This window comes from Pseudonocardia abyssalis (assembly GCF_019263705.2).
Classification (GTDB): domain Bacteria; phylum Actinomycetota; class Actinomycetes; order Mycobacteriales; family Pseudonocardiaceae; genus Pseudonocardia; species Pseudonocardia abyssalis.
The window spans coordinates 435,979-449,644 of sequence record NZ_JADQDK010000001.1 but is presented as its reverse complement, the minus strand read 5'-3'; the positions used below and the strand labels follow the sequence as shown (position 1 = coordinate 449,644).

Annotated in this window: 12 protein-coding genes; 2 read left to right on the top strand and 10 right to left on the bottom strand. The window is 74.7% G+C overall.

Annotated features, from left to right (window positions below; translation table 11 throughout):
* Window positions 1–6: 6 nt before the first annotated feature.
* The gene (locus I4I81_RS02130; RefSeq protein WP_218602860.1) at window positions 7–726 is read right to left on the bottom strand and encodes a LamB/YcsF family protein; all 720 of its coding nucleotides are present in this window, start codon (window positions 724–726) and stop codon (window positions 7–9) included.
* Entirely contained in the window at window positions 726–3,092 is a 2,367-nt protein-coding gene (locus tag I4I81_RS02125; protein ID WP_226363697.1) for a xanthine dehydrogenase family protein molybdopterin-binding subunit, read from the bottom strand. The genes I4I81_RS02130 and I4I81_RS02125 overlap by 1 nt, the downstream gene beginning before the upstream one ends.
* A gap of 215 nt (window positions 3,093–3,307) precedes the next feature.
* On the opposite strand from I4I81_RS02125, the gene I4I81_RS02120 reads away from it, so the two are divergent.
* Entirely contained in the window at window positions 3,308–3,778 is a 471-nt protein-coding gene (locus I4I81_RS02120; RefSeq protein WP_218615766.1) for a DnaJ family domain-containing protein, read from the top strand.
* 72 nt (window positions 3,779–3,850) lie between these two features.
* Here the strand turns inward: I4I81_RS02120 and I4I81_RS02115 are convergent, their stop codons facing one another.
* Genes I4I81_RS02115 through I4I81_RS02100 form a run of 4 tightly spaced genes read right to left on the bottom strand, consistent with a single transcriptional unit; the run spans window position 3,851 to window position 6,352 of the window.
* Window positions 3,851–4,780: an EamA family transporter gene (locus I4I81_RS02115; RefSeq protein ID WP_218616513.1), complete on the bottom strand. Its 930-nt coding sequence runs from the start codon at window positions 4,778–4,780 to the stop codon at window positions 3,851–3,853.
* Window positions 4,781–4,782: 2 nt separating this feature from the next.
* Window positions 4,783–5,220, bottom strand: coding sequence for a GlcG/HbpS family heme-binding protein (locus I4I81_RS02110; protein WP_218603449.1), 438 nt, complete (start codon window positions 5,218–5,220; stop codon window positions 4,783–4,785).
* Complete coding sequence (locus tag I4I81_RS02105; protein WP_226363696.1) at window positions 5,217–5,645, bottom strand: nitroreductase family deazaflavin-dependent oxidoreductase; 429 nt, start codon at window positions 5,643–5,645, stop codon at window positions 5,217–5,219. Before I4I81_RS02105 ends, I4I81_RS02110 begins: the two co-directional genes overlap by 4 nt.
* A gap of 8 nt (window positions 5,646–5,653) precedes the next feature.
* Entirely contained in the window at window positions 5,654–6,352 is a 699-nt protein-coding gene (locus I4I81_RS02100) for a M50 family metallopeptidase (RefSeq protein WP_218603450.1), read from the bottom strand.
* Between the two features lie 61 nt (window positions 6,353–6,413).
* On the opposite strand from I4I81_RS02100, the gene I4I81_RS02095 reads away from it, so the two are divergent.
* The gene (locus tag I4I81_RS02095) at window positions 6,414–7,298 is read left to right on the top strand and encodes a helix-turn-helix domain-containing protein (RefSeq protein ID WP_218603451.1); all 885 of its coding nucleotides are present in this window, start codon (window positions 6,414–6,416) and stop codon (window positions 7,296–7,298) included.
* Between the two features lie 10 nt (window positions 7,299–7,308).
* On the opposite strand, the gene I4I81_RS02090 is transcribed toward I4I81_RS02095, so the two are convergent.
* From I4I81_RS02090 to I4I81_RS02075, 4 genes are all read right to left on the bottom strand, one after another.
* Window positions 7,309–7,947: a LysE family translocator gene (locus I4I81_RS02090; RefSeq protein WP_218603452.1), complete on the bottom strand. Its 639-nt coding sequence runs from the start codon at window positions 7,945–7,947 to the stop codon at window positions 7,309–7,311.
* 32 nt (window positions 7,948–7,979) lie between these two features.
* Window positions 7,980–11,003 carry a bifunctional [glutamine synthetase] adenylyltransferase/[glutamine synthetase]-adenylyl-L-tyrosine phosphorylase gene (locus I4I81_RS02085; protein ID WP_218603458.1) on the bottom strand — a complete coding sequence of 1,008 codons (3,024 nt, stop codon included), beginning with the start codon at window positions 11,001–11,003 and terminating at the stop codon, window positions 7,980–7,982.
* On the bottom strand, window positions 10,991–12,136 hold the full coding sequence (locus I4I81_RS02080; protein WP_226363695.1) for a glutamate-cysteine ligase family protein: 1,146 nt from the start codon (window positions 12,134–12,136) through the stop codon (window positions 10,991–10,993). The genes I4I81_RS02085 and I4I81_RS02080 overlap by 13 nt, the downstream gene beginning before the upstream one ends.
* 64 nt (window positions 12,137–12,200) lie before the next feature.
* Window positions 12,201–13,610 (bottom strand): RNB domain-containing ribonuclease, encoded by a 1,410-nt coding sequence (locus tag I4I81_RS02075; RefSeq protein ID WP_218603453.1) that lies wholly within the window; start codon window positions 13,608–13,610, stop codon window positions 12,201–12,203.
* Between the last annotated feature and the right edge of the window lie 56 nt (window positions 13,611–13,666).

Here is a 13,666-nt window from a genome sequence, read left to right as displayed (position 1 = left end):
GATCTCCTACAGGTGGGGGGCGAGTGCGGAGCGGACGGCGGTGGCCAGCTCGACCGCGTTGGGGGTGTCGGAGTGCACGCAGACGCAGTCGGCGCGGACGGGGATCTCCGAGCCGTCGACGGCGGTCGCGACGCCGTCGGTGACGGCCCGCACCGCCCGTTCGGCCGACCGGGCCGGGTCGAAGGCGTCGTGCTTCCGGGTGATGATCAACGAGCCGTCGGGGCGGTAGTCCAGGTCGGCGTAGTACTCGGAGATGAACCCCGCGTCGCGCTCGCCCCAGACCTGCTCGTGGACCGTGCCGGCCATGCCCATCAGCGGCACGCCGAACACGTCGGCGGCGTCGGCGATCGCGCCGGCCACCTCCTCGTCGCGGGCGGCCATGCCGTAGAGCGAGCCGTGCGCCTTGACGTGGTGGAGCTCCATGCCCTCCGCACGCAGGAACGCCGCCAGCGCCCCCACCTGGTAGAGCACGGCCGCGGTGAGCTCGGAGCGGTCCATCTTCATCTCGCGGCGGCCGAAGCCCTCGCGGTCGGGCAGCGACGGGTGCGCCCCGACCCGCACCCCGTTGGCCTTGGCGAGCTTCACCGTCGACGCCATCACCGACGGGTCGGAGGCGTGGAACCCGCACGCCACGTTGGCCAGCGTGATCAGCGGCATGAGGCCCTCGTCGTCGCCGCAGCGGTAGATCGAGAACGCCTCGCCCATGTCGCAGTTGATGTCGACCATCACCGCGCCTCCTTCAGCGCCCGCCACACCTTCTGCGGCGTGGCCGGCATGTCGATGTGCGTCACCCCGAGGTGGGCCACCGCGTCGATCACGGCGTTCACCACGGCGGGCGACGAGCCGATCGCCCCCGACTCCCCGATGCCCTTGACGCCCATCGGGTTCGTCGGCGACGGCGTGACCGTAGCGCCGAGCTCGATGTGCGGCAGGTCGGAGGCCGCGGCGAACTGGTAGTCGGCGAGGGTGGCCGTGGTCGGGTTGCCGTCGGCGTCGAACGTGGCCTCCTCGAACATGGCCTGCCCGATCCCCTGCGCGATGCCGCCGTGCAGCTGCCCGGCCACGATCTCCGGGTTGACGACGTGCCCGCAGTCGTCGACCGCGACGAACCGGCGGATCCGCGAGAACCCGGTCTCGGTGTCGACCTCCATCACGCAGATGTGCGTGCCGAACGGCCACGTGAAGTTGGGCGGGTCGAACGCGTTCTCCGCGGTGAGCAGCGGCTCCATGCCGTCGGGGAGGTTGTCGGCGAGGTAGGCGGCCATCGCCACCTCCTGGATCGTGATGCCCGCGTCGGTGCCGCCGACGGCGAACCGCCCGTTCTCGAACGACAGGTCGTCCTCGGAGGCCTCGAGCAGGTGCGCGGCGATCGTCTTCGCCTTGTCGACGACCTTGTGCGCGGCCAGGTGCACCGACACGCCGCCGACGGGGAGGCTGCGCGAGCCGTAGGTGTCACGGCCGAACGGGGCGATGGCGGTGTCGGAGTGCAGGACCTCGACGTCGTCGGGGTGCACGCCGAGGGCGTCGGCCGCGATCTGCGACCACGCCGTCTCGTGCCCCTGCCCGTGCGGCGACGTGCCCGTGACGACCTCGACCTTGCCGCTGACCAGCATCCGGACCGTCGCGGCCTCCCAGCCGCCGCTCTGCAGACGCACGCCCGCGGCCACCTTCGACGGCGACAGCCCGCCGCTCTCGGTGAAGTTGCCGATGCCGATGCCGATCTGCACCGGGTCGCCGGACTCGCGGCGCTGCTTCTGCTCGGCGCGCACGGCGTCGTAGTCGACCAGGCGCATCGCCTCGCGCATGCAGGGCTCGTAGTCGCCCGAGTCGTACAGGACGCCCGAGGGGACGGTGCGCGGCTCGAGGAACTTCGGGTGCAGGTTGATCAGCCGCACCTGCGCGGCGTCCATGCCCAGCTCGCGGGCCAGGTCGTCCATGATCCGCTCGTGGGCGTAGGCGGCCTCGGAGCGCCCGGCGCCGCGGTAGGCGTCGGTCGGGGTGAGGTTGGTGAACACGCCGCGGCAGGTGAAGGAGTAGGACCCGAAGTCGTAGAGCCCGCAGTAGGTGAACGCGCCGAACACCGCGATGCCCGGGGTGAGCAGCTGCAGGTAGGCGCCCATGTCGGCCAGCAGGTCGACCTTCATCCCGAGGATCTTGCCCTCGCGGGTGGCCGCCACCGACATGCGCTGGACCTGGCCGCGGCCGTGGGTGGTGGCGATGTGGTGGTCCGAGCGCGACTCGGTCCACTTCACCGGCTTCTTCAGCCGCCGCGCGAGCGCGAGGGCCAGCGCCTCCTCGGCGTAGACGTTGAGCTTGGCCCCGAACCCGCCGCCGACGTCGGGGGCGATCACCCGCAGCTTCGAGTCGGGCATGCCGACGACCATCGCGCCGATGTCGCGCAGGAAGTGCGGCACCTGCGTCGAGGAGTAGATCGTGAACCCGCCGCCGACCGGGTCGGGGCTGACGAGGACCGCGCGCGGCTCCATCGGCGAGGGCAGCACGCGCTGCTGCAGGTAGCGGCCCTCGACGACGACGTCGGCCTGCGCGAACGCCGCGTCGACGTCGCCGGTGGCCAGCGGCCACGTGTAGCAGTGGTTGGTGCCCAGCGCCTCGTGGACGAGCGGGGCGCCCGGCTCCAGCGCGGCCTCCACGTCGAACACGGCCGGCAGCGCCTCGTAGTCGACCTCGACCAGGCCGAGCGCGTCCTCCGCGATCGCCGCGTCGGTGGCGAGCACGACCGCCACGCCGTCGCCGACGTGGTTGACCTCGTCGACGGCCAGCGGCGGGTGCTCGGGGATCTTGATGTCCTCGGTGACCGGCCAGCCGCAGGGCAGCCCGATCGCGAACTCCGAGGCCAGGTCGGCCCCGGTGAACGCGGCGACGACGCCGGGGAGGGCGAGTGCGGCGGTGAGGTCGACCGAGGTGATGCGGGCGTGCGCGAGCGGGCTGCGCAGGACGGCCAGGTGCAGGGCGCCGGGCATCGCGATGCCGTCGGTGAACGTGCCCTGACCGGTGATCAGGGCGGCGTCCTCGCGCCGCAGGATGCTCTGGCCGACGAACTTCTCTGTGGACTTCTCGGTGGTCGCGGTCACGTGTGCGGCTCCCTCGGACGAGGCTGCTGACGGGTGGGACGTTGACGGTTCTCCGCGGTGGTCGTTCGGGATGGTCCCCGACGCTAGCGGCCGCGGAGGATGTCCGGAATAGTCCGATGATCCGGAAGATCACGACTCGGATCGCGGGACGGAACCGTACCCGCGGCCCGGATGCCCGTGGCACGACGCCGGTGCGGCCACTACCGTCGGACAGCGTGGCGCAGGTGCGGGACGGGGAGCGGCCGTACGAATCGGCGATCGACCGGGCCGTCCGGGAGGGGGCGGAGCGGGGTGCGTTCGAGAACCTGCCGGGCCGCGGCAAACCGCTCCCGCATCTCGACGACCCGTCGGAGGACTGGTGGCTGCGCCGCTACCTCGACCGCGAGGGGATCTCGCGGGAGATGTTGCTGCCACCGTCGGTGCAGCTGCGCAAGGCGATCGACCGGCTGCCGGAGACCCTCGCCGCGCTGCGTACCGAGCGCGCGGTGCGCGACGCCGTGGCCGAGCTGAACGTCCGCATCGTCGAGCACCTGCGGTTCCCGAGCGGCCCGCGGATCAGCGTGCAGCGGATCGACGCCGACGCCGCCGTGCAGCAGTGGACCGACGCCCGCACGCCACCCGCTCCGCCGGAGCCACCCGCCGCTCCCCCGCCCGCACCGCGGCGGCGGGGATGGAGGTGGTGGTGACGCGCACCCCGACCGCAGGAAGGCCACCTGCACGCCATCCGGTTGCGTGGAGGTGGCCGTCCTGCGACCCGATCAGCCCGGCTCCGCCAGCGCCGCGGGCCGCGCGGTGTTCGTCAGCGCCACCCCGGCCAGGATCAGCGCCCCGCCCACCGCCTGCACCGGGGTCAGCAGCTGCCCGAGCAGGAACCAGGATGCGACCGCGGAGACCAGCACCTCCAGCAGAGCGACGAGCGACCCGCGCGTCGCCCCGATCCGGCGCAGCGCGGCGACCCCGGTGAGGTAGGCGACCACCGTCGAGACGACGACGAGCAGCCCCGCCGCCACCGGCCACCCGACGTCCACGCCGGCCAGCACCACCCCCGTCACCGACGGGTCGACGAACACCGGCAGCACCCCGACCAGGCCGAGCACCGCGATCAGCACGGCGCCGACCGTCATGCCGACGCCCGCGAGGACGAGCGGCGGGGTGGCGTTGCTCGCGCGGTCGGCGACGAGGAAGTACGCGGCCTGGCAGACGGCGGCGACCAGCCCCCAGACCAGCCCCTCGACGCGCAGCGCGGCACCCGACCAGATCTGCACGACCAGGGCGAGCCCGACGAGGGCGACGCACGCCCCGAGCACCGTCCGTGGCGTCGGCGGGGACCGCCGCACCAGCCACACCCAGGCGATCACGAGGATCGGCCCGAGGTACTCCAGCAGCAGCGCGATCGCCACGGGCAGGTACTGCAGCGCACTGAAGAACGCGAGCTGCACCCCGGCCATCGCGAGCACGCCGTAGAGCAGCAGCGCGGGGGCGTCGGCGCGGATCGCGGCGAGCATCCCGGGCCGGGTGACGGCGAGCAGGACCACCAGGATCGCCGCCGCACCGCCGAGGCGCACCAGCACCGCGCCGGATGCCGACCAGCCCGCCGCGGTCAGCGCTCCGGCGAACGGCCCCGAGAGCCCGAAGGAGACCGCCGAGGCCAGCGCGAGCCCGAGGCCCGCGCCGGCCCTGCCCGGCAGGGTCAGTCCTCCGCCCCGGTGCGGGCGACGAGCCCGGCCGCCGCGATCCCGGCGAGCGCCGCGGCCTCGTCGTTGGCCGAGGCGTCACCGGTCACACCGACGGCGCCGAGCAGGGCGCCGCCCGCGTCGTGCACGAACACCCCGCCGGGAGCCGCCACGACCTTGCCGCCGGTCAGCGTCGCGAGCGTGGTGAAGAAGTCCGAGTCGTCGGCGACGCGGGCGGAGATCGCGCGGTTGGTCATGCCCAGTGCGAGCACGCCCGACGCCTTGGCCGTGGCCAGGTCGGGGCGCAGGAAGCCGGAGCCGTCCTGCCGCGCCAGGGCCACGAGTGCTCCACCGGGATCGAGCACGGCCACCGTCAGCGGTTTGAAGCCCTGCTCGGTGCCGTGCGCCAGTGCGGCGTCGACGATGCTGCGGGCCTGGTCGAGGGTGATCGTCACGCGGCGGAGTCTAGGCGGGAGAGCACGATCAGGGGGATCGTGCGGTCGGTCTTGCGCTCGTAGTCGGCGAAGCCGGGGCTCTTGGCCTTGATCGCCTCCCAGACACCCGCGCGCTCGTCGCCGACGATCTCGGACGCCTCGACGGGGTAGGTCTCGGTGCCCACCTCGACGGCGAACCGGGGGTTGGCCTTGACGTTGTGGTACCAGTCCGGGTTGGTCGGCGCACCCGCCTTCGACGCGACGATGACGGTCCGGCCGTCGGCCTGCGGGAAGTGCACCAGCGGGGTCACGCGCTCGATGCCGCTCTTCGCGCCGACGTGGTGGACCAGGATCATGTCCGCGCCCTCGAAGGGGCCGCCGACCCGGCCCTCGTTGGCCCGGAACTCCTCGATGATCTTCGCGTTCCAGTCGTTCATGTCGCTCATCGCGTTCCTCATCCCAGTAGCACCCATGCCGCGGTGATCACCGCCACGCCGGAGATCAACCAGAACAACCCGGCCCACATTCCGCCCGCGACGCCCGTCAGCCGGGCGAGCATGTCGGCGTCGGACGAGCCGCGGCGTCCGCGGCGCCGGCTGCGCTGCAGCTCCCGCACCGCCCGCAGGCCGCCGAACAGCAGGAACCAGCACAGCGCGGTGGCGAAGCCGTCCTGCAGGCGTGGGCTGCCGGCGAACGAGACGACCGCGACGAGCACCCCGGTGGCGACCACCGAGATCACCCCGAAGAGGTTGCGGACGTGCACGAGCGTGGCCGCGAGCAGCACCAGCGCGATCCACAGCGCCCACTCGGCGCGGTCGGCGGCGACGAGCACCGCCCCGCCCAGCCCGAGCAGCCCCGGCGCCGGGTAGCCGCCCAGGAACGTGAACACCAGCCCAGGCCCGGCCGGGGCGCCGGTGGACACGGTGAGCCCGGAGGTGTCGGGGTGCAGCCGGATGCCGGTCAGGCCGCGCCCGGCCAGCACCGCGGTGATCGCGTGCCCGCCCTCGTGCGCGATCGTGACGACGGTCCGCGTCCAGCGCCACGACGTGGACCACAGCACCGCGACCAGCGCGAGGACGAGTGCGAGGAGCACCGTGGGCCGCTCGTCGATCAGCCGCGTGACGACCGCGGTGGCCTCGTCGATCAGCTCCATGCCGCCATCCTGCCGAATCGGGTTTGACCCTCCACCGGGTGGAGGGTCCAGGCTCACCGGCATGACGAAGCTGACCATCGGGCAGCTCGCCGCCCGGTCGGGCGTGCCGGTCCGCACGATCCGGTTCTGGTCCGACGAGGGCGTGCTGCCCGAGACCGACCGCACGGACGGCGGCTACCGCCGCTACGACGCTCAGGCCGTCGCCCGCCTCGACCTGGTCCGGACGCTGCGCGAGCTGGGCATGGGCCTCGACGAGGTGCGGCTGGTGCTGGACCGCCGCCGCAGCGTCGAGGACGTGGCCGCCGCGCACGTCCGGGCCATCGACGACCGCATCCGTGTCCTGCGGACCCAGCGCGCCGTGTGCACGCTGCTCGCCCGCGGGGCCCCCTCCCCCAGGAAGGCCGCCCTGATGAACGACCTCGCCCGCCTCTCTGCCGCCGAGCGCCGCCGGATGATCGACGGGTTCGTCGACGCCGCGTTCGCCGGCACCGACCCCGCCTCACCCGGGGCCGGCATCGCCGACGCCATGCGGACCCTGCCCGCCGAGCTGCCCGACGACCCGAGCACCGAGCAGGTGGAGGCGTGGGTGGAGCTGGCCGAGCTGGTCGCCGACCCCGCGTTCCTGGCGCGGGTGCGGGAGATGACCGTCGCCGGGTCCGCCGCGGAGCGCCCCGAGGGCATCGACCCGGCCCTGGTCGCGGAGCACGCCGGGGCGGCGCTGGCCGCCGGTACCGCCCCGGACTCCCCCGAGGCCAGCGCGGTCGTCGACCGGCTCTCCCCGCCCGGCTCCGACCGGGCCGGGCAGGCCGCGGTGATCGACACCTTCGCCGACCGCCGCGTCGAGCGCTACTGGACCCTGCTCGGTGTGCTCAACGGCTGGGACCCGTTCCCGCCGCAGGTCCCGGCGTTCGAGTGGCTGGCCGCGGCCCTGCGCGCCCACCCCTGACCCGCGTGGGTCAGTCCTTGCGGCCACTCACGGCCAGTCCGACGCCCATCGCGATCATCGTGAGGCCACCAGCCCCGCCCAGGCGCCGCAGCCGGGCCGGGGAGGTGGCGAACCAGTCGCGGGCCGTGCCGGCGGCGAGCCCCCACATCGCGTCGAGCCCGGCGGCGATCACCGCGAACAGCAGGCCGAGCACCAGCATCTGCGTGGTGGCGTCGCCCGCGCCGGCGTCGACGAACTGCGGCAGCACCGCGGCGAAGAAGATCAGCACCTTCGGGTTGGTGGCGCCCACGACCACGCCCTGCCAGTACAGGCGCCGGTCGACCGCGCCCGACGCGGCGCCGCCGAGCGCGGCCGCGAGGTCACCGCGGTGCCGGAACGTCTGGACCCCGAGGTACACGAGATAGGCCGCACCGGCCAGCTTCAGCACGGTGAACACCGCGAGCGACTGCGCCGCGAGCGCCCCGAACCCCAACGCCACCACGACGACGACGAGCGCGGCGCCCGTCGTGTTGCCGGCCACGCTGGTCAGGGCGGCGCGACGGCCGTGGGCCAGCGCGCGGCCCACGATGAACAGCACGCTCGGTCCGGGGATCACGACCAGGACGATCCCCGCGAGCGCGAACGTCACGAGGGTCTCGACGGAGGGCATGCGCCCACGCTACGACGGCCGTCACCCCGATATCACCAGCCGTAGAACACCCGCTCCACCACCGCGCGCGTGCGGCGGGTGACGCGGCGGTAGTCGTCGAGGAAGACCCCGGAGTCGCCGTCGGACGGGTACCCCAGCGCGGCGGCGACCGCGGCCAGCTCGCGGCCCGACCGCGGGAGCTGGTCGCCGGGCTTGCCGCGCACCAGCATCACCGCGTTGCGGGCCCGGGTGGCGGTCGTCCACCCGGCGGTCAGCGCGGCCACGTCGTCGGCGGTGAGCAGGCCGGCCTCCCCCGCCTCGCGCAGCCCCTCCAGGGTCGACGTGGTGCGCAGCTCGGGCAGGTCGCCGGCGTGCTGGAGCTGCAGCAGCTGCACCGTCCACTCGACGTCGGCGAGCCCGCCGAGCCCGAGCTTGGTGTGCAGGCTGCGGTCGGCGCCGCGCGGGAGCCGCTCGGCGTCGACGCGGGACTTGATCCGGCGGATCTCGGTGACCGCGGCGTCGGACAACCCGTCGGCCGGGTACCGGATCGGGTCGATCAGCTCGACGAACCGGCGCCCCAGGTCGGCGTCGCCCGCGATCGGGCGCGCCCGCAGCAGCGCCTGCGCCTCCCACTGCTCCGACCAGCGCGCGTAGTAGGCCGCGTAGGAGGCGAGCGTGCGCACCAGCGGGCCGGAGCGGCCCTCGGGACGCAGGTCGGCGTCGACGACGAGTGCCGGGTCGGGGCTCGGCGACCCGAGCCGGCGCCGCACGGTCTCGGCGACCGTGGTGGCGTACTTGACGGCCTCCTGGTCGCTCGCCCCCTCCACGGGTTCGCAGACGAACAGCACATCGGCGTCGCTGCCGTAGCCCAGCTCCGCACCACCGAGGCGGCCCATGCCGATCACGGAGATCCGGGCGGGGCGGTCGGTCGGGCCCAGTGCCCGCTGCACCGACGCGAGCGTCGCCTCCAGCACCGCGACCCAGATGCTCGACAGCGCGGCGCACACCTGCTCGGTGTCGAGCTCGCCGAGGAGGTCCGCGCACGCGACGCGGAGCATCTCGTGGCGGCGCGTCGAGCGGGCGGTGGCCGCGGCGGTGTCGGGGTCGCTCTGCCTGGCCACCGACGTGCGCAGCGACGCGGCGACCTCCGCGGGGTCGCGGGTGAGCTCGTCGGCCCGGCCCGCCGACGGTGCGGCGAGCAGGCGCAGCACCTCCGGGGCGCGCACGAGCAGGTCCGGGACCAGCGCGGAGGTGCCGAGGAGCTTCATCAGCCGGGAGACGACGAGCCCCTCGTCGCGCAGCAGGCGCAGGTACCACGGGGTGGCGGCGAGCGCCTCGGAGACGCGGCGGTAGGCCAGCAGCCCGCGGTCGGGGTCAGGGCTGCCGGAGAGCTCCTCGAGCAGCACCGGCAGCAGCGTGTGCTGGATCGACGCGGCGCGCGAGACACCCGCCGTCAGCGCCCGCAGGTGGCCCAGCGCCCCCTCCGGCGACGCCCAGCCCAACGCCGCGAGCCGGGCCTTCGCCGCGGGCTCGGACAGCCGCGCGGTGTCGGCCGGGAGCCGTGACACCGCCGTGAGCAGCGGGCGGTAGAACAGCTTCTCGTGCAGCCGGCGCACCCGGCGCGCATTACGCGTCCACTCGGCGAGCAGCACGCCGACGACGTCACGACGGCCGTCGGGGCGCAGCCGTGCGGCGCGGGCCAGCCAGCGCAGCCCGTCGGTGTCGTCGGTGGCGGGCAGCAGGTGGGTGCGGCGCAGCTTCTGCAGCTGCAGCCGGTGCTCGAGCAGGCGCAGGAAACGGTAGGACGCGGCGAGGTTCGCGCCGTCGTCGCGGGCGACGTACCCGCCGTCGGACAGGGCGGCCAGCGCCTCCAGCGTGCAGGGCGAGCGCAGCGCCTCGTCGGTGCGGCCGTGGACGAGCTGCAGCAGCTGCACCGCGAACTCGACGTCGCGCAGTCCACCGCGGCCGAGCTTCAGCTCGCGCTCGGCGATCTCGGGCTTGACGTGGTCCTCGACCCGGCGGCGCATGGCCTGCACGTCGGCCACGAAGTCGTCGCGCTCGGCGGCCTTCCACACCATCGGCGCGACACCGTCGAGGTAGGCCGCGCCCAGCTCCGGGTCGCCCGCGATCGGACGGGCCTTGAGCAGCGCCTGGAACTCCCAGGTCTTGGCCCAGCGGCGGTAGTAGGACACGTGCCCGTCGAGGGTGCGGACGAGCTCGCCGTTGCGTCCCTCCGGGCGCAGGTTCGCGTCGACCTCGAAGCACGCCTCCCCCGCCACCCGCATCATCCGGGCGGCGAGCTTCGCCGCGCGCGCGTCGGCGGGCTCGGCGACGAACACGACGTCGACGTCGCTGACGTAGTTGAGCTCGTGCCCGCCGCACTTGCCCATCGCGATGACGGCCAGGCGTCCCTCGCCCGCGTCGCCCCGGTTCGGGAACGCCTCGGCCGCGGCCACGGCGATGGCGGCCTGGAGCGCGGCGGCGGCGAGGTCGGACAGGTGCGCGGCGACCTCGTCGACCTCCAGCACGGGCAGCTCGGGCTCCCCGACCGCGGCGAGATCGGACCCGGCGAGCACCAGCAGCTCGTCGCGGTACGCGGTGCGCAGCGCCTCGATCGCGGCCGGGCCGGTCAGCGACGCGCGCCCGCCCTCGGCGGAGCCCGCGGGCGGCGCGTCCGGGTCGGCCCCCACCGCGGTGAGCAGCGCCGCCGGGTAGGACGCGGGGTCGGGCCCGGAGCCGCCGACGAGCCGGTGCCAGCGGTCGGGGTGGGTGATCAGGTGGTCGGCGAGCGCGGTGGAGCTGCCGAGGAGCCCGAACAGCCGCCCGCGGAACGCCGGGTCCTCGCGCAGGGCGGCGTCGAAGGCGGGTCGGTCGGTGAGCTCGGCGGCGAGCCGCTCGGCCGAGCGCAGCGCGAGGTCGGGGTCGGGGCTGCGGGCCAGCGACCACATCACCCGCTCGGCCCCCGCCACCGGCTTGTCACCCGCCCACCACCCCAGCTCGCCGAGGGTGGCCTCGGCCCAGGGCTCAGTGAGCCCGAGCCGGGCGAGGGAGGTGCCGGTGCGCGTCACAGGGCTGATCCTGCCTCACGGGGGCCGACCCGTGCCCGGCCCGCGTCGCAGCTCGGCCGGCTCCGACGCAGCCCCACCACCGGCTCCCCCGCCTCCCAGCACGCCAGCAGGTCCAGCGCCGGGCACCACCGCCGCTCCCACCGCTCCCGCAGCGACTCCACCCGGTCCAGGTCGGCCGGCCGCCCCGCCAGCGCCCGTGACGCGGCGTCGAGCAGCGCCCCGGTGCCGGCGTGCACGGCGTCGTCGGCCAGCCCGACCTCCGCGACGTGGCGGTGGGCGGCCGCGTCGGGAGTGGTACGCCTGTTCCGGAGCGTGTCGTCGAGGGCCAGCCCGGTGAGCAGGCTGAGCAGCTCGCCGTAGAGGTCGAGGTCGGGGCAGGCGTCGAACGCCTTGAACTCGATGCGCCCGATCTCGGCGGGCAGGCGCGCCACCTGCGTCAGCGACGGGTCGCTGGGCACGTGCCCGACCTCGGAGGCGAGGAACACCAGCGCCGCGGGCCGGGCACCGGTGCGCAGGTGCGTGCGGGCCGACAGCCCTCCCCACGGCCTGCCGTCGCGGAACGGTGAGGAGAACGACAGCGGCACCAGCCACGGGCTGTAGTGGGTGAGCTTGCGGGCGAGGTCGACGGGATCGGCGATCTCGTCGCCCGACAGGTTGAGGTCGGGGCCGTAGGTGAGCATGTGCAGGTGCGCCGTGCGCTCCTCGGGCGAACCCTGCCGGTGCTTCTCCTCCCACGGGTTCAGGGGCGGCTCGATCGCGTAGTCCGACCGCACCGGGTTGAACGCGACGACGCACGTGCGCAGGTCGCCGTCCGCCAGTGCGGCGTCGAGCAGGTGCTGGTCGGCCCGCAGCGCGGCGACGGTGTCCTCGACGCTGTCGTGGATACGGGTGCGGATCTCCAGTCCCTTGGGGTCGCAGCGGACGAGCTCGCCGCCGTCGTCGAACCGCTCGTAGCCCTCGACGTACCACCGCTTGTGCTTGATCCCCTGGTCGCCGACGCGCAGGTCGGGGTAGTCGGCCGCGTCCTCGGGCAGCCCGTCGACGACGGACTGCACCTCGGTGTACGCGACGTCGGTGAAGTCGGCGAAGCGGCCGTCGGCGCGCAGCAGCGCGACCTCGTGCTCGATGCCGTAGCGGAACACGCGCGGACCTCCGGATCCTGGCGGACCCTCGTACCGCCGAGGTGAGGGTACGCTCAGTCACCGGTCAGCTACGTGCGGCCGAGAAGGTGATGCGCCCGGTGGCGGGGTCGGCCTCGGTCAGCCGGACGGACGCCGTGACGCCCGCCCGCAACGGTCCCTCGCAGCGCGCGAGCACCGGCGGGTCGACGAGGTACACCTCGCCCGCCGCGCCGTCCTCGGCCGACGGCCGCAGCACGATCACCTCGAACACGTCGCCGATCCGCCCCGCGAGCAGAGCGGCCTCGGTGCGGTCGACGCAGGCCCGGTCGACGGCCGCGGCCGTGGCGTCGGACGCGCTCATCACCTCCGGCAGCGTCGGCAGGGCCGCGCGCAGCCGGCCCGGGAGGTCCTCCCCCGCGGCGAGTGCGAGGCAGACCTCGGTGCCGAACCGGTCGACCAGTCGCCGCAGCGGCGCGGTGACGTGCGCGTACGGCGCCCCGATCCCACCGTGCCCGGGGTCGGCGGGCGCGGCGACGCCGTCGCCGAAACCCGTGTAGCCCGCCCCGCGCAACAGCGTGGTGGCCGCGCGGCGCAGGGCCAGCGCCGGGGCGTCGTCGTGCGGGAGCCCGGCCAGCAGGGTCGCGACGGCGTGCACCGTCGGCTCCACGGTGAACCCCAGCCCGGCGGCGGTCCTCGCGAACGACCCCAGCGCACCCTCGTCGGGCGCGGGCAGCGTGCGCAGCAGACCCACCCCGCCCTCCAGCATCATCGCGCCGGCCGCCATACCGATGAGCAGGGAGATCTCCGCGTTCCAGTCCTCGACGTCGACGCGCCGACGCACCTGCACCGTCCAGCCGCCGTCGCCGTCGGGCAGCACCTCCTGCTCGGGGAGCTCCAGCTCGATCGCGCCGCGCGCGACGGCCAGCGCGCGTCGCAGCGGCCCCAGCTCGGGCAGCGCGGCGATCGCAGGGTGCACCCGCCCGCTGTCCACGTCCGCCTGCACGCCCGCGTAGTCCAGCCGCGCAGCCGAGCGGACGACCGCGCGCCGCACGTCGACCGAGGTCACCTCGCCCACGGCGTCGAGCCCGATCGTCCACAGCACCGCGGCGCGCGGGCCGTCGGGCAACAGGCTCGCGGCGTCCTCGGACAACACCGTCGGGTGCAGCGGCACCGAACCGTCCGGCAGGTACATCGTCTGGCCGCGGCGCAGCACCTCGCGGTCGAGAGCACCGCCCGGCTCCACGACGGCGCCGAGATCGGCGATCGCGTAGTGGACGCGGAAGCCGTCGCCGTCGCGGGCGACGCCCACCGCCTGGTCGAGGTCCTTCGACCCCGGGGGGTCGATCGTGACGAGCAGCAGGTCGGTCGCGTCGAGCCGGCCCGGCGACGGCGGACGCGCCGCCGCCCGGGCGGCCTCGGCGAGCACCGCGGGCGGGAACACGTCCGGGAGACCGAACTCGGCACGGACGGCGGCGAAGTCAGGACGGGCGGTCACTCGGGCAGCCTGCCACGGCCGGGTGCGGCGCGACTCGCGGGCGGGAATCCCGCGAC